Genomic DNA, 14,610 nt, shown 5'->3' with positions numbered 1-14,610 from the left:
TACGACGAGAGCGTAGCCCGGTGAGATGGTCCACACAACGGAAATATCGAGGGCGGTCAGGGCTGGCCCCGTCGGCCCGCCCCGGAGTGTCGGACCTGCGGCGTACCGTTGGGGTCATGGCGCTCGACATTCCCCGGCTGGACGGCCGCTTCCAGGTCGTCAGCGACTTCCAGCCCGCCGGCGACCAGCCGGCCGCCATCGACGAGCTTGAGCGTCGGGTCCGGCGCGGTGACCGTAACACGGTGCTGCTCGGCGCGACCGGCACCGGCAAGAGCGCCACCACGGCGTGGCTCGTCGAGCGGCTGCAACGCCCGACCCTGGTGCTCGCGCCCAACAAGACGCTCTGCGCCCAGCTGGCCAAGGAGTTCGGCGAGCTGCTCCCGCACAACGCGGTGGAATACTTCGTCTCCTACTACGACTACTACCAGCCCGAGGCCTACATCCCGCAGACCGACACCTACATCGAGAAGGACTCCTCGATCAACGAGGAGGTCGAGCGGCTGCGGCACAAGGCGACCATGTCGCTGCTCACCCGGCGGGACGTGGTCGTGGTGGCCACCGTCTCCGCGATCTACGGGCTGGGCACCCCGGAGGAGTACCTCGACCGGGCGGTCCGGGTCCGGGTCGGTCAGGAGATCGAGCGCGACAAGCTGCTGCGCCGGTTGGTGGACATCCAGTACACCCGCAACGACATGGCCTTCAACCGGGGCACGTTCCGGGTCCGCGGCGACACGCTGGAGATCATCCCGGCGTACGAGGAGCTGGCGCTGCGGATCGAGTTCTTCGGTGACGAGGTGGAGAAGCTCTACTACCTCAACCCGCTCACCGGCGACGTGGTGCGCGAGGTCGACCACCTGCTGATCTTCCCGGCGACCCACTACGCGGCCGGTCCGGAGCGGATGGAGCGGGCGATCGGCGACATCGAGGCCGAGCTGGCCGAGCGGCTGGCCGAGCTGGAGCGGCAGGGCAAGCTGCTGGAGGCGCAGCGGCTGCGGATGCGGACCACGTACGACATCGAGATGATGCGCCAGGTCGGTTTCTGCTCCGGCATCGAGAACTACTCCATGCACATCGACGGTCGGCTGCCCGGCAGCCCGCCGCACTGCCTGCTGGACTACTTCCCCGACGACTTCCTCACCGTCATCGACGAGTCGCACCAGACGGTCTCCCAGATCGGCGGTATGTACGAGGGCGACGCCTCCCGCAAGCGGATGCTGATCGACCACGGCTTCCGGCTGCCCAGCGCCGCCGACAACCGTCCGCTGCGCTTCGACGAGTTCCTGGAGCGGGTGGGGCAGATGGTCTATCTGTCGGCCACCCCCGGCCCGTGGGAGCTGGAGCAGTCCCAGGGGGAGTACGTCGAGCAGGTGATCCGCCCGACCGGTCTGGTCGACCCCGAGGTCGTGGTGAAGCCGACCAAGGGCCAGATCGACGACCTGATGCACGAGATCAAGCTGCGTACCGAGCGGGACGAGCGGGTGCTGGTCACCACGCTGACCAAGAAGATGGCCGAGGACCTCTCGGACTACCTGCTGGAGAACGGCATCCGGGTGCGCTACCTGCACTCGGAGGTCGACACGCTGCGCCGGGTGGAGCTGCTGCGCGAGCTGCGCAAGGGCGAGTACGACGTGCTGGTCGGCATCAACCTGCTGCGGGAGGGCCTCGACCTGCCGGAGGTGTCCCTGGTGGCGATCCTCGACGCCGACAAGGAGGGCTTCCTGCGCAGCGGCCGGTCGTTGATCCAGACGATCGGTCGGGCCGCCCGTAACGTCTCCGGCCAGGTCCACATGTACGCCGACAAGATCACCCCGTCGATGGCCTCGGCGATCGACGAGACGAACCGGCGGCGGGACAAGCAGATCGCGCACAACGAGGCGAACGGGATCAGCCCGGAGCCGCTGCGGAAGAAGATCCACGACATCCTGGACGACATCTACCGTGAGGCCGAGGACACCGAGAACAGCCGGGTCGGCGGCGCGGCGCGGCAGTTGTCCCGGGGCAAGGCGCCGGTCAAGGAGACCCGCAGTCGCAGCCGGGGCGGTGCCGCCGCGCCGTCCCGCGAGGGCATGGCCCGGGCCGACCTGGCGAACCTCATCCAGGAGCTCAACGACCAGATGCTCGCCGCCGCGCGGGAGCTGCAGTTCGAGCTGGCCGCGCGGATCCGCGACGAGGTCGCCGACCTCAAGAAGGAGTTGCGGGGGATGGACGCCGCCGGAGTGCGGTGAGGCGAGGGGAGCAGCAGGGGGTGGACGCCGAGCTCGCCGAGGCGGTGGTCGGGTTCCCCGAGCCACGACTGCGTCCGTACGTGGACCGCTACCTCGGCTACCGGGAGCACGTCGCCCACCCCCTGGTACGCCGGGAGGTGGCCGGCGCCTTCGTGGTGCTGATCCTCGGCTGGGGTGCCCCGCTGGACGTCGCCGACCACCGCCACGCCCAGCGCGGCGTGTACGGGGTGGACTCCTTCGTGGCCGGTCCGTTCGACGCGTACTGCACGGCGCGGACGGTGGGGGTCGGCACCGGTGTCCAGGTGCTGCTCTCCCCACCGGCGGCCCGCCGGCTGCTCGGCGTACCGCTGAGTGAGCTGGCCAACCGCGCGGTGGCGGCGGACCGGCTGCCGGGCGGTGCCGGCGCGGGCCGGCGCGACGAGGGTTGGCTGGGCCGGCTGCGGGACCGGTTGGCCGAGGGCGCCGGACTGGCCACGCCGGTTCGCCCTGCTGGACGCCGCGCTGGTCGACCGGCTGGCCGGCGCGGCCCCGGTCGATCCGGCGCTGGTCGCCGCCTGGCGGCTGCTCGCCGGCAGTGGGGGCCGGATCGGGGTGGCCGAGGTGGTGGAGGAGGTGGGCTGGAGCCGCCGGCACCTCGCCGTCCGGTTCCGTCGGGAGCTGGGCCTGCCGCCGAAGGTGGTGGCGCGCCTGCTGCGGTTCCAGACCGCGTACGCGTCCCTGGGCCGCGAGCTGATCACCGCGCCGGGGGCGGAGCCGGTCCCGGGCGCCGGGTGGGCGGAGCTGGCGGTGCGCTGCGGCTACTACGACCAGTCCCACCTGATCCGGGACTTCCGGCAGTTCACCGGCGAGAGCCCGTCGGAGCTGACCGCCGCCGGGTCACATTTGTCCAATCCCCGCTGACCGCGCCGGCCGCATGATGGAGGCATGAGCAGCATCTACCCGGTCTTCCGGTATCCCGACGCGCGCGCCGCCGTGGCCTTCCTCCGGGACGCCTTCGGTTTCACCGTGCAGCAGGTCGACGAGGACTCCGACGGCAACGTGCGGCACGCCGAGCTCCGCTACGGTGACGACCTCGTCATGCTGGCCGGCGGGGACGGCCCGCAGGTCCGTCCGGCCGACGACGACTACCGGATCTACGTGGTCGTCGAGGACATCGACGCGCACCACAAGCGCGCGGCGGCGGCGGGTGCGGAGATCGTGGCCGAGCCCTTCGACACGGACTACGGCTCCCGGGACTACGCGGCCCGTGACGTGGCGGGCAACGTCTGGTCCTTCGGCACGTACCGGCCCTGACGTCGGCGCGGGCCACCGCCGGGCGGTGGCCCGTACCGGCCGGTCGACCGGCCTTCATGGTTGCGGTGAGCAAGCAAGGTATTGCCCTGTGTGACGGTCGTGCGTACGCTCCCACGGTGGGGAGGCACGGATGCCGTCATCAGCAAGTCCCGTCATCCGGCGGGCGCGACTCGGCGCGGAGCTGCGCCGGCTGCGCCACCGGGATGCGCTCACCCTGGAGCAGGTCTGTGGCCGGCTGGGGTGGGCGTCCACATCGAAGCTGTCCCGCATCGAGCTCGGGCAGAGCCGGCCGGACCTGGCCGACGTGCTCGACCTGCTCGACGTCTACCAGGTCCCGGCCGGCCAGCGCGAGGCGCTGATCCTCATCGCCCGGGACGCCGCCACCAGCCGCGGCTGGTGGAAGGGGCTGGGCGAGATGGGGGAGCGCCAGCGCGGCTACGCCGAGCTGGAGTCCGGCGCGGCGACCATCGTGGAATATCAGCCGGCGGTGGTGCCGGGCCTGCTGCAGACACCGGCGTACGCGCGACTGCGGGTGGCGGCCGGCGCGCTGCTCTGCCCGGACGTCGACGCCGAGGCCGACGTGCGGGCCCGCGCGGTGCGCCAGGAACTGGTGTGCCGACCCGACCCGCCGGACTACACGGCGTTGCTCGACGAGCGGGCCTGCGACCCGGGCGGCCTGCCGGTCGAGGTCTGGCGCGAGCAGGTGCGGCACCTGGTGACCCTGGCCGACCGGCCGAACGTGACGATCCGCCTGCTCGCCCGGGACGCCGCGCCGCACGCCGACGTGCACCCGCTGACGCCGTTCTCGTACTACGCCTTCCCCGACCCGGCGGACCCGCGCACGGTGATGGTGGAGACCCTCACCACCGACCTGCGCCTGGTGGCGGAGGAGGACGTGGCCCGTTACGAGCGGCTCATCGACTGGCTGCAGGCGGCGGCGCTGTCGGCCGAGGAGACGGTGGAGGTGCTGGCCCGGCGGGCCGAGGTGCCGGTGGTGCCCCGACCCCGGATCCCGGTCCCCGGCGGCCCCGGGGCCGACTGAGGGCCGCCACCGGTCAGGGCCGCGCGGCCACCGGGCCCGGCGCCCCCGATGTCCGTCGGGACCGGTGGCCGGCGCGTCGCGTGCACGCTAACCGAGGGGTACGACAGCTCCGCGGCGGCAGCGTCAGGCCGGGACGTCGACGAAGTGCTCGACCAGCGGCGGGCCGGCGAAGTGCGGGCCGATCAGCGCCCGCCACTGCTGGAACCGCTCGGTCTGCCGGAAGTTCACGTCGTGCGCCTCCACCGAGTCCCACTCGACGAGCAGCACGAACCGGGACGGCGACTCGACGCCCCGGGTCATCCGGACCGACCGGCACCCCTCGGCGCCGGTGATGACCGGGTACGCCTTCGCGTACGCGGCGGCGAACTCGTCCTCGTGCCCGGGGGTGACGTCGATCAGCGCGACCTCAAGAACCATGACCGAAGCCTCCCACGCCGGCCGGCGGCGCGCCTGCCCCGGGGTCTGTTCCGGTGCGGCTCTCCCGCTCTAGGGTGGGCGGGCACACGGGGAGGACGACATGATCGACTGGCTCACCGGCACGGCGTTCAGCGTGGCCGGCACCGCAACCACCTGGGCGGAACTGCTCGGCTTCGGCACCGGCGTGGTCAACGTCTGGCTGGTCGCCCGGCAGCACATCGCGAACTGGCCGATCGGCATCGCCAACGTGCTGCTGCTCATGCTGCTGTTCTGGACCACCGGCCTGTACGCCGACGCCGGCCTGCAGGTCGTCTACGTGCTGCTCGGCGCGTACGGCTGGTGGCACTGGCTCTTCGGCGGGGAACGGCGCAGCCGGCTCACGGTCGCCCGGACGGGGCGCCGGGAGTGGTGGGCGCTGGCGGTCGCCGGGCTGCTGCTCACCGCCGGTCTCTGGGTGCTGCTGGACCGGTTCACCGACTCGACGGTGCCGCTGGCCGACGCGCTCACCACCGCGCTCTCCCTGCTCGCCACGTACGGCCAGACCCGCAAGCTGGTGGAGAGCTGGTGGCTGTGGATCGTGGCCGACCTGATCTACATCCCGCTCTACGCGTACAAGGGGCTCTGGCTGACCGGCGGGCTGTACCTGATCTTCCTGGCGCTCTGCGTGGTGGGATTGCGGGCGTGGCGGGCGGACCTGCGCGAGCGGTCGGCGGCGACGGCGGTGCCGCCCGGTCCGGCCCCGGTGGCCGCGTGAGCGGGCCGGTCGACGGCCGGGAGTTCGGGCACGGGCTGGTGGTGGGGAAGTTCTACCCGCCGCACGCCGGGCACCACGCGCTGATCGAGGCCGCTGCGGCCCGCTGCGCGAGGGTCACCGTGGTCGTCGCGCCGTCCCGCCGGGAGTCGATCCCGCTCGACGACCGGGTCGCCTGGCTGCGCGAGGCGCACGCGGCCACGCCCTGGGTCCGGGTGGTGGGCCGGTACGACGACCACCCGGTGGACTATGCAGACCCGGCGGTCTGGGACGCGCACTGCGCGGTGTTCCGGGCGGCGGTCGGGGCGGAGCCGGTCGACGCGGTCTTCTCCTCCGAGGCGTACGGCGAGGAGCTGGCCCGCCGGTTCGACGCCGTGCCGGTGGAAGTGGACCCGGGCCGGCGGGCGGTGCCGGTCTCCGGCACGGCGGTGCGGGCGGACCCGGCGGGGCACTGGCGGTGGCTGCACCCGGCGGTGCGGGCCTGGTTCGTCCGCCGGGTCGTGGTGGTGGGCGCGGAGTCGACCGGCACCACGACGATGGCCGCGGCGCTCGCCGCCCACTACGGCACCGCCTGGGTCCCCGAGTACGGCCGGGAGCTGACCGCGCGCAAGCTCGCCGGGCTGCGGCGGCGCCGGCCGGCCGCGACGGTGGCCGAGGTGACCTGGGGCCGGGACGACTTCGTCGAGGTGGTCCGGGAGCAGCAGCGCGCCGAGGACGCGGCGGCCCGGGCCAGCGGTCCGCTGTTGTTCTGCGACACCGACGCCCGGGCCACCGCGGTCTGGGAGGAGCGTTACCTCGGCTCCTCGTCGCCGGCGGTACGGGCGACGGCCCGCCGACCGGCGCTGTACCTGCTCACCGACCACGAGGGCGTCCCGTTCGACGACGACGGCCTGCGGGACGGGGAGCACCTGCGGGCCTGGATGACCGGCCGGTTCCGGGCCGAGCTGGCCGACTGCGGGGTGCCGGTGGTCGAGCTGCGCGGCGCGCACCCGCAGCGGCTGGCCACGGCGGTGGCCGCCTGCGACGCGCTGCTGGCGGCCGGCTGGTCGCTCGCCGACCCCCTGCTGCCCGCGAGCGAGCCGACCCGGCCCGATCCGTTCACCTAGCCTCCTAGGACGCACTGCGAGTGGTGACCCGGACCGCTCACCACGCAGCCGCCGTGCCGCAGCGTCGTCCAGACGTCCAGCAGGGCGAGGTCGAAGTTGAGCGGGGCGAAGTTGAACACGCGCGCCGCGGCGCCGAGCGCGAACGCGTTCCCCGCCCAGGTGGTGAAGGCGTCGATGCCGGGTCCGCCCAGCGGCACGAGCTTGGGTGTGCCGGTGGAACCGGAGGTGGTCAGCAGCCGGCTGGTGTCCGGCGGCAGCACCGGGGCGGGGTGCGGGTCGCCGGTCGCGGGCCGGTGCGTCAGGGCGCCGTCGGCGACCCCCAGCACGGCCTGGCAGCCGCTGCGCCGGACCAGTTCGGCCAGGAGTTACCGGCCGAGTTCCGTGGCGGCGAGCAGCAGCGGCCGTCCCTGCCGCAGGCAGGCCAGCACCGTGGCGAACGTCATGGGCGACTTCGCCGCCTGGAGGGCGAGCGGCCGTCGCGGGTCCGGATACCGGTCGGCCAGTTCCGCGGCGACCCGGTCCGCCGTCTCGACCAGTTCCGCGTACGTGACGACGCGTTCCCCGGCGCTGCCGAACAGCAGCGCCGCGGCGTCCGGGCGGTGCGTCGCGTGCGCGGTGACGTCTTTGGCCAAGGATGTGGACATGGCTCCCCATTGGTCGAGCCCGGTGTGGCCTTCGCCCACCTCGCCGTCGACGACACGACCGGCGAGGTCGTCGGGTACACCCTCTGGTGCCTGGTCTACAGCACCTGGCGCGGCACCGCGATCCACGTCGACGACATCTACGTCCGGCAGGACGCGGTCGGTCGTGGCGTCGACCGGGCTCTGCTGCACACGCTGGCCGCCCTGTGCGCCGAGCGCGGATACCGCCACATGCAGTGGTGGGGTCGGGTGACCAACGAGCCGACCGCGGCCTTCTACCGGTCGCTCGGCGCGGAGATCCCCTCGGTGCAGGGCAAGGAGCTGACCATCTTCCGCCTCTCCGGCGCCCCCTGGCGGACCTCGCCGGCGCGGTCTGACCCGGCGATAGACCACGGCGCCGGAGCCCCGGCGCGCGCGGGTGTGATCCCGCCCACCGGCACGGTGCAGTGCATCACGGGGGCAATCCGGACCCTGGAGATGCACTGCGCGGGTCCGATGGTGAACAATGGCGGCCGAGGAGGGGAGTATTCCCCCGCGACGAAGTCGTCAGCACGGACGTCCGCCGACCCTGGCGACACGCCCCGGCTCCGTCGGTCGCCGACCCGTCACCGGGCCGGCGGCGGAAGAGACCTCCGACAGTCACCACAGTCAGCGTCGACGCACCCCGGCCTCTCACTCGGCGTACGGTGTGCCCGACGCTGCGTGTCTGCCGGAGGATGGAATTGAACGTGTCCGGATACGTGTGGGCCGGGACTCTCGTCGCGATGACGGCCGTCCTGCTCGTCGACCTGCTGATCATCGGCCGTCGACCGCACGAGCCCAGCGTCCGTGAGTCGAGCCTGTGGGTCGCCTTCTATGTCGGGCTGGCCCTGCTCTTCGGCGTGGGGCTCTGGTTCACCGCCGGTGCCAGCGTGGCGGGCCAGTTCTACACCGGGTGGCTCACCGAGTACAGCCTCTCGGTGGACAACCTCTTCGTCTTCGTGATCATCATGGGCCGGTTCGCGGTGCCCCGGCAGTTCCAGCAGAAGGTGCTGCTCATCGGCATCGTGTTGGCGCTGGTGATGCGCGGTGGCTTCATCGCCGCCGGCGCCGCGCTGATCGCCCAGTTCTCCTGGGTCTTCTACATCTTCGGCGCGTTCCTGATCTACACCGCGATCAATCTGGCCCGGCAGGGCGAGCCGGACGAGGACGAGTTCAGCGAGAACCTGCTGATCCGGTGGAGCCGTAAGGCGCTGCCGCTGTCGCGGACCTTCGACGGCGCGAAGTTGACCACCCACGAGAACGGCCGGCGGCTCTTCACCCCGATGCTGATCGTGATGATCGCCATCGGCACCACCGACCTGATCTTCGCGCTGGACTCGATCCCGGCGATCTTCGGCATCACCCAGGAGCCGTACCTGGTCTTCACCGCGAACGTGTTCGCGCTGATGGGGCTGCGGCAGCTCTACTTCCTGCTCGGTGGCCTGCTGGACCGGCTGATCTATCTCAGCTACGGCCTGGCGGTGGTGCTCGGCTTCATCGGGGTCAAGCTGGTGCTGGAGGCCCTGGCCGACAACAACCTGCCGTTCGTCAACGGCGGCGAGCACGTGGCCTGGGCACCGCACATCCCGATCTGGCTCTCGCTGCTGGTCATCCTCGGTACCCTCGCCGTGGCCACCGCCGCGAGCCTGGTCAAGTCGTCCCGGGACCGCCGCCGGGAGCTGGCCGAAGCCCGGCGCTGACCGGTCCGTCGCCCGCGGGGCGCGCCCGGTCCCGGGTGCGCCCCGCGTCGCGTACTGCGCTCAGACCCGGTGCGCGCCGACCAGGGTGGCCACCCGGTCGGCGGGCAGCGCCTCCTCCAGCACCCGGCGCCGCCGGTAGCAGGCGTGCACCATCCGCCGCTGACCGTCGCGCGGCTCGCCGGTGACGATGCCGACGTGGTGGATCCGTCGCCCGGGCCGGGCGAAGAAGTAGAGGTCGCCGGGGCGCTCGTCACCGAGGGCCAGCGGGGTGGTGGCCTCGGCCTGGTCGTCGGCGTCGCGGGGGAGGACCAGCCCGAGCCGCCGCCAGGCCAGGTGGACCAGCCCCGAGCAGTCGATGCCGTGGCGGGTGAGGCCGCCCCACACGTACGGCACGTCCCGGAACCGCTCGGCCACGGCGAGTGCCTCCTTCGCCTCCGGCCGTTCGGCGGGCAGCAGCGCCACGTCCGCCTCCGCTGCCCAGAGCTGCCCGGCGTGCCCGGGGACGTGGACCGGGCGCCACCCGTTCACCGGTGGGCAGCCCGGGGTGAGCCGGGTGCCGAGGGCGACGCCGGTGAGCGCCACCGGTCCGTCGGCGGCGGCGTGCAGGCTGGTGGTGAGCGCGTCGACCACCAGCGGCGTGCCCGGCGTCCCGACGCCGGCGGCCGGCGGGAGGGTCAGCTGCGCCGCGGGCAGCCAGCCGGGGTAGCCGCGTGGGTCGCGGGCGGCGGCCGGCTGGCCGAGCGCGACGACCCGTGCCCAGCCGTCCGGGCGGGACTCGGTGACCACCACCCGCTCGCCGAGCAGGAGTTGGCTCAGCACGCACTCGCCGACCTGCTGGTCGTGGTCCATGCCGGCGACCCAGGCGGCGGTGTCCGGGGTGTCGCCCAGCGCGGGACGGTCGACGGGGCGTACCGCGTCGGGGGAGGTCCAGAGGGTCGCCACGGGCACCCGGACGACGGCCTCGCGGCCCGGTTGCAGCTCCACGCCCACCCCCAGATCGTGCCGCCTTTCCGCGACCCTATGAAAGATTCCGCCGGGCATCAACCACGAGTCTGCATCTTTACTTCAGAGACGGACGTGATGCCGAGACCCGGGGAGTCGGGCAGGAGCACCGTCGCGCCGTCGTACCGGATGCCGCCGCGCACCGGCGACCAGGCCAGCCACCAGGCGGCGTCGAGGTCGGAGACGGCGGTGGTGCCGTAGGCGGCGACCAGGCTGGCCGCCGCGCCGATGCCCACCTGGGTCTCCATCATCGAACCGACCACCGTGCCCACGCCGTGCGCCGCGGCCAGCTCCAGCAGCGTGCGGGCGGCGTGCAGGCCACCGCACTTGGCCAGCTTGACGTTGACCATGTCGGCCGCCCGGCGGCGGATCACCTCGACCAGGTCCCGCACGCCGAAGACGGACTCGTCGGCGAGAACGGGCAGCTCCACCCGGTCGCTGACCCAGGCCAGCCCGTCCAGGTCCCAGCGGGAGACGGGCTGCTCGACCAGCTCGACGTCCAGCCCGGCGTCGGCGATGCCGCGAATGATCCGGACCGCCTCGCGCGGCGTCCACCCCTGGTTGGCGTCCAGCCGGAGCCGGACGTCCGGCCCGACCGCGGCCCGGACCGCCCGGACCCGCTCGAGGTCACCGCCGGCGTCCGTGCCGACCTTCAGCTTCAGCACGCCGAACCCCTCGGCCCGCCGCTGCCGGGCCGCCGCGGCGAGTTCGACCGCGTCGCCGGCGGCCAGCGTGACGTCCGTCGGCACCCGCAGGGCGGTGCCACCGAGCAACCGCACCAGGGGTACGCCGAGCCGGCGCGCGGCCAGGTCGTGCAGCGCCGCGTCGACGGCCGCCTTGGCCGACTCGTTGCCGGCCACCGCCCGCTGCACCTCGCCGCAGCGGGCCACCAGGTCGTCGGCGTCCCGCCCGGCGAGGGCCGGCGCGATGACCTCCCGTACGCACGCCTCCGCCCCGGCGACGGACGCCCCGGTCACCTGCCAGATCTGCGGCGCCTCGCCGAAACCGGACCGTCCGTCGTCGTCGATCAGCTCCACGACCAGGGTGTCCACCGTGGTGGCGCGGCGCAGCGCGGTGACGAACGGGGTGTGTAAGGGGGCGGAAAGCCGGTGGGTGCGTACCGCGGCGATCGTCATGTGCGGCACCCTATACGCAGGTGGGCACGAGCAGGGGAGAGCGGATGGCGCAGCGGGACTGGGCACTGGTGGGCGCACCGAACGCCCGTGACCTGGGCGGCCTGCCCGCGGCCGGCGGGCGGCGGGTACGCGTGGGCCGGCTGATCCGGACCCCCGCGCTGGGTCGGCTCACCGACGAGGACCTGCCGGTGCTCGGCAAGCTCGCCCCCGCCTGCGTGGTGGACCTGCGGGACGCCTCCGAGCAGGACGTCGCCCCGCCGGACCGGCTGGTCGGCGATCCCCGGGTGGTGCACCTGCCGGTGCACGATCCGGCGCACCCGGTCTTCACGTACGTCTCGGCGGTGCTGCTCGGCCACGACCTGGGCGCGTACGACGAGCTGGCGGCCGAGGGCACGCCGGCGGCGATGGCGGCGATCTACCGGTGGTTCGTCACCGGGGAGTCGGCGCGGGCCGGGTTCGGGGCGGCGGTGCGGCTGGCGGCGCGGGAGCGGAACCTGCCGTTGCTGTTCCACTGCTCGGCCGGCAAGGACCGCACCGGCTGGCTGGCGGTCGTGCTGCTCACCGCGCTGGGCGTGGACGACGCGGCGATCCGGGACGACTACCTGCGGCACAACGAGCTCACGGTGAGCCTGCGGGAGGTGCTGCTGGACGCGATGACCCGGCGGCAGCCGGACCTGGACCCGGCGGCGGTCCGCCCGGTGCTGGAGGTGCGGCCGGAGTACCTGGACGCCGCGTACGACGAGGTGCTGCGGGTGCACGGCTCGTTCGGGGCGTACCTGCGCGACGGCCTGGGCGTCACCGACGAGCTGATCGAGGACCTGCGGGACACCCTGCTGGAGTGACGGCGCCGGTCGGGGCGGGTGTCGGACCGCCCCGACCGGCGGGCGTCAGGCCACGGTCACGTTGTCGAGGTAGACGGCGGAGGTGCCGCTGCTGTCGGCGGGGCTGACCACCTGCACGCCGACCTCCCGGACGTCGCCGAGGTTGGCCACCCCGGCGAGGCTGAGGGTGAGCGTGGCGCCGGCGGTGGTCAGGGTGGCCGGTCCACCGTCGTACCAGGTCCACGAGGCGCCGGTCTTGACGTACACCTTGACCTGGATGCCGCTGCCGGCGTTGCCCCAGCCGGCGAGCTTGGCCGACACCCGCAGGGTGGTCCGGCCGCTCAGGTCGAGCGTCCCGGTCCGGGCCAGGTACGCGGTCCGCGCGCCGAGGGTGAGGTCGCCCTTGAGCGAGTGGGTGCCGGAGGTGGCCCAGTCGGTGACCGACCAGGGGCCGCCGGCCAGGTTGGTGCCGGCCCAGCCGTCGGTGCCGGACTCGAAGTCCCAGAGGGTGGTGCCGATGGTGGAGCCCTCGCCGGTCTTCAGCGCCGGTGAGGCCGGGCCGGCGACGCCGTCGGCGGTGTAGCCGGTGACCTGGTACCAGGCGGCGGTGGCCGGGGCGGCGGTGTCGGTCCACGGGGTGTTGTTGTCCGAGGCGCACTTGTCGCAGATGGTGGTCCACGGCCCGTCGGCGCCGGTGGTGGAGCGGCGCACGGTGTAGCGGGCGGCGGTGGTGGAGCCGCGCCAGGCCAGGGCCACCCCGCCGCCGGTGCGCTGGGCGCTGGTCAGCAGCGGGGCGCCGGGCGCCGGTACCGGCGGCACGGTGACACCGCTCATCGCGTACTGGAAGCGGCGGATGGCGTCGGCGCGGCCGCGCATCGTGGCGTCGTCACCCGGGTAGTGCAGGGTGTAGCCGTCGTTGTGCTGCACGTACCCGAAGTCGTCGCGGTGCGGGAAGATCTGCCAGAACAGCGCCCCGGTGACGTTCGGGTCGCCGACCAGCGGGTCGAGCTTGGCGCTGGTGACGTCGGTGGAGCCGTACTCGCCGGCCAGGTAGACCTTGCCGTGCGAGGTGATGTCCCGGGCGTCGTTGCGGATCTGGTCGGCGGAGTTGAACGGGTAGTAGTGGGCGTCCACGATGTCCACCTCGTCGACGCCGTACTCCTGGCCGCTCCAGTGCGAGGCGACCAGGGTCTGCGGGGAGAGCTGCTTGAGGTGCGCGGAGATGGTCCGGATCCAGGTGGTGTTCACCCCGGTCAGCTCGTTGCCCAGCTCCCAGGCGAGCACCGCCGGCTCGTCCTTGAAGGCCGTCTTCGTGTACGGGTTGACGTGGTTGAGCAGGTGGTCGATGTACGCCTCGAACGCGGCGACCGCCCGCGGGTCGGTGTAGAAGGCGTCCTCGGGCAGGCCCAGCCAGTCGGTGAAGTCGTGCCGGCCGCCGTGGTACCAGTGCCAGTTGTCGGTCAGCGGCACGACCAGGTGCAGCCTGCGTGCCTTGGCGGCGGCGACGGCGTAGTCGATGCTGGCGAAGGCCTGGTCGTTGAACTGGCCGAGCTTCGGTTCCAGGGTCAGCGGGTGCGCGGTGGAGATGCCGAGGGTGTGCGAGCGGACCACGGTCGCGCCCATCGCCTTGGCGGTGTCCAGGCCGTCGTCGATCCGGAAGGTCGTCGGGTAGGCGATGCCGCCGACGTTCTCGTCCAGCCCGAGCCAGCTCAGGTTGACCCCGCCGAAGCGGAACGGCCGCCCGTCGAGCAGCAGCTTGGTGCCCTGCCGGGTGACCCGGCCGATGCCGGGCGGGTCGGTCGGGTTCGGGTCGCCGGTCGGGCTGGGACTGGTGCTCGGGCTGGTGCTGGGCGACGTGCTGGGGCTCGGGCTGGTGCTCGGCGAGGTGCTGGGGCTGGTCGACGGGCCGGTGCACGGGTCGCCGTTGAGGGTGAAGGCCGTGGGCGCGGGGTTGCCACCGGTGTAGTTGAGGCTGACGCCGGCGGTGGCGGACGCGCCGGTGCCGAGGGTGGCGTTCCAGTCGGCGTTGCGCAGGGTCACCGCCGCGCCGGTCTGCTGGTAGCTGCCGTTCCAGCTGGAGGTGACCTGCTGGGTGCCGGGGAAGGTCCAGCCGAGCGTCCAGCCGGTCAGGCTCGCGCCGTGGTTGGTGACGGTGACGTCGACGGTGGCGCCGCTGCCCCAGTCGTTGGTGGGCTGCCAGGTGACCGTGCAGGCGGTGGTGGCGGCGTGCGCCGCGGGCAGGGCGACCACGGCGCCGGCCAGCAGGGTGGCGGCGGCGCAGCCGAGGGTGAGGGGTCGGTACCGGGCGCGGAGGCGCATGGGTGATCTCCTCGCGGATGCTGACTGAATCGGTTAAGGCAAGCAGACCCGCGCGTCGAGTCCGACGCGGTGCCGGGCGCTCGCCGGGATGGACCCGAGAAGTTCTCGGATCACGTGCCTGCGCGGGCTGCCCGGG

General features: G+C 73.2%; 15 protein-coding genes and 1 pseudogene. 10 read left to right on the top strand and 6 right to left on the bottom strand.

Features of this window, described 5'->3' with window-relative positions; genetic code table 11:
- The first annotated feature begins 116 nt into the window (after positions 1-116).
- The 5 genes and pseudogenes from uvrB (at position 117) to MRQ36_RS03475 (ending at position 4,560) form a co-directional block, all read left to right on the top strand.
- Positions 117-2,225: an excinuclease ABC subunit UvrB gene (gene uvrB, locus MRQ36_RS03495; RefSeq protein WP_242792711.1), complete on the top strand. Its 2,109-nt coding sequence runs from the start codon at positions 117-119 to the stop codon at positions 2,223-2,225.
- Positions 2,222-2,539, top strand: a pseudogene (locus tag MRQ36_RS33790) (hypothetical protein); the annotation flags it as partial. The gene uvrB and the pseudogene MRQ36_RS33790, both read left to right, overlap by 4 nt.
- 37 nt (positions 2,540-2,576) lie before the next feature.
- Entirely contained in the window at positions 2,577-3,125 is a 549-nt protein-coding gene (locus MRQ36_RS33785; RefSeq protein ID WP_242792709.1) for an AraC family transcriptional regulator, read from the top strand.
- A 24-nt stretch (positions 3,126-3,149) separates the two neighbouring features.
- The gene (locus MRQ36_RS03480) at positions 3,150-3,518 is read left to right on the top strand and encodes a VOC family protein (protein ID WP_242792707.1); all 369 of its coding nucleotides are present in this window, start codon (positions 3,150-3,152) and stop codon (positions 3,516-3,518) included.
- Positions 3,519-3,648: 130 nt separating this feature from the next.
- The gene (locus MRQ36_RS03475; RefSeq protein ID WP_242792705.1) at positions 3,649-4,560 is read left to right on the top strand and encodes a helix-turn-helix transcriptional regulator; all 912 of its coding nucleotides are present in this window, start codon (positions 3,649-3,651) and stop codon (positions 4,558-4,560) included.
- A gap of 123 nt (positions 4,561-4,683) precedes the next feature.
- On the opposite strand, the gene MRQ36_RS03470 is transcribed toward MRQ36_RS03475, so the two are convergent.
- A complete protein-coding gene (locus MRQ36_RS03470) occupies positions 4,684-4,977 on the bottom strand; it encodes an antibiotic biosynthesis monooxygenase (RefSeq protein ID WP_242792703.1) in 294 nt (97 codons plus the stop codon).
- A gap of 100 nt (positions 4,978-5,077) precedes the next feature.
- Between MRQ36_RS03470 and pnuC the strand changes: the two genes are divergently transcribed.
- Complete coding sequence (gene pnuC, locus MRQ36_RS03465) at positions 5,078-5,731, top strand: nicotinamide riboside transporter PnuC (RefSeq protein WP_242792700.1); 654 nt, start codon at positions 5,078-5,080, stop codon at positions 5,729-5,731.
- Positions 5,728-6,834 (top strand): AAA family ATPase, encoded by a 1,107-nt coding sequence (locus MRQ36_RS33105; protein ID WP_308194775.1) that lies wholly within the window; start codon positions 5,728-5,730, stop codon positions 6,832-6,834. The genes pnuC and MRQ36_RS33105 overlap by 4 nt, the downstream gene beginning before the upstream one ends.
- Here the strand turns inward: MRQ36_RS33105 and MRQ36_RS03445 are convergent.
- Positions 6,831-7,160, bottom strand: a complete 330-nt coding sequence (locus MRQ36_RS03445) for an AMP-binding protein (protein ID WP_242792698.1) — start codon at positions 7,158-7,160, stop codon at positions 6,831-6,833. The two genes, MRQ36_RS33105 and MRQ36_RS03445, sit on opposite strands and share 4 nt — an antisense overlap.
- Positions 7,161-7,199: 39 nt before the next feature.
- A complete protein-coding gene (locus MRQ36_RS03440) occupies positions 7,200-7,478 on the bottom strand; it encodes an AMP-binding protein (RefSeq protein ID WP_242792697.1) in 279 nt (92 codons plus the stop codon).
- Between the two features lie 9 nt (positions 7,479-7,487).
- Here MRQ36_RS03440 and MRQ36_RS03435 point away from each other — a divergent pair, with 9 nt between their 5' ends.
- The gene (locus MRQ36_RS03435) at positions 7,488-8,201 is read left to right on the top strand and encodes a GNAT family N-acetyltransferase (RefSeq protein WP_242792696.1); all 714 of its coding nucleotides are present in this window, start codon (positions 7,488-7,490) and stop codon (positions 8,199-8,201) included.
- Positions 8,198-9,196 carry a TerC family protein gene (locus MRQ36_RS03430; RefSeq protein WP_242792695.1) on the top strand — a complete coding sequence of 333 codons (999 nt, stop codon included), beginning with the start codon at positions 8,198-8,200 and terminating at the stop codon, positions 9,194-9,196. Before MRQ36_RS03435 ends, MRQ36_RS03430 begins: the two co-directional genes overlap by 4 nt.
- A 60-nt stretch (positions 9,197-9,256) precedes the next feature.
- Here MRQ36_RS03430 and MRQ36_RS03425 read toward each other — a convergent pair whose 3' ends face one another.
- Positions 9,257-10,186: a C40 family peptidase gene (locus tag MRQ36_RS03425; RefSeq protein WP_242792693.1), complete on the bottom strand. Its 930-nt coding sequence runs from the start codon at positions 10,184-10,186 to the stop codon at positions 9,257-9,259.
- Between the two features lie 50 nt (positions 10,187-10,236).
- Entirely contained in the window at positions 10,237-11,334 is a 1,098-nt protein-coding gene (locus MRQ36_RS03420; RefSeq protein WP_242792691.1) for a mandelate racemase/muconate lactonizing enzyme family protein, read from the bottom strand.
- Positions 11,335-11,378: 44 nt separating this feature from the next.
- Here MRQ36_RS03420 and MRQ36_RS03415 point away from each other — a divergent pair, with 44 nt between their 5' ends.
- Entirely contained in the window at positions 11,379-12,176 is a 798-nt protein-coding gene (locus tag MRQ36_RS03415) for a tyrosine-protein phosphatase (protein ID WP_242800806.1), read from the top strand.
- A 45-nt stretch (positions 12,177-12,221) separates the two neighbouring features.
- Here the strand turns inward: MRQ36_RS03415 and MRQ36_RS03410 are convergent, their stop codons facing one another.
- Complete coding sequence (locus MRQ36_RS03410) at positions 12,222-14,474, bottom strand: cellulose binding domain-containing protein (RefSeq protein ID WP_242792689.1); 2,253 nt, start codon at positions 14,472-14,474, stop codon at positions 12,222-12,224.
- Between the last annotated feature and the right edge of the window lie 136 nt (positions 14,475-14,610).

Source organism: Micromonospora sp. R77, from assembly GCF_022747945.1.
Classification (GTDB): Bacteria; Actinomycetota; Actinomycetes; order Mycobacteriales; family Micromonosporaceae; genus Micromonospora.
The sequence above is the reverse complement of the archived record's forward strand: the minus strand, read 5'-3'. Positions and strand labels throughout refer to the sequence as shown.

Coding starts and splice junctions, on each gene's coding strand:
- uvrB (WP_242792711.1), top strand. CDS start 117: ATGGCGCTCGACATTCCCCGGCTGGACGGCCGCTTCCAGGTCGTCAGC.
- MRQ36_RS03480 (WP_242792707.1), top strand. CDS start 3,150: ATGAGCAGCATCTACCCGGTCTTCCGGTATCCCGACGCGCGCGCCGCC.
- MRQ36_RS03475 (WP_242792705.1), top strand. CDS start 3,649: ATGCCGTCATCAGCAAGTCCCGTCATCCGGCGGGCGCGACTCGGCGCG.
- MRQ36_RS03470 (WP_242792703.1), bottom strand. CDS start 4,977: ATGGTTCTTGAGGTCGCGCTGATCGACGTCACCCCCGGGCACGAGGAC.
- pnuC (WP_242792700.1), top strand. CDS start 5,078: ATGATCGACTGGCTCACCGGCACGGCGTTCAGCGTGGCCGGCACCGCA.
- MRQ36_RS03440 (WP_242792697.1), bottom strand. CDS start 7,478: ATGTCCACATCCTTGGCCAAAGACGTCACCGCGCACGCGACGCACCGC.
- MRQ36_RS03420 (WP_242792691.1), bottom strand. CDS start 11,334: ATGACGATCGCCGCGGTACGCACCCACCGGCTTTCCGCCCCCTTACAC.
- MRQ36_RS03415 (WP_242800806.1), top strand. CDS start 11,379: ATGGCGCAGCGGGACTGGGCACTGGTGGGCGCACCGAACGCCCGTGAC.
- MRQ36_RS03410 (WP_242792689.1), bottom strand. CDS start 14,474: ATGCGCCTCCGCGCCCGGTACCGACCCCTCACCCTCGGCTGCGCCGCC.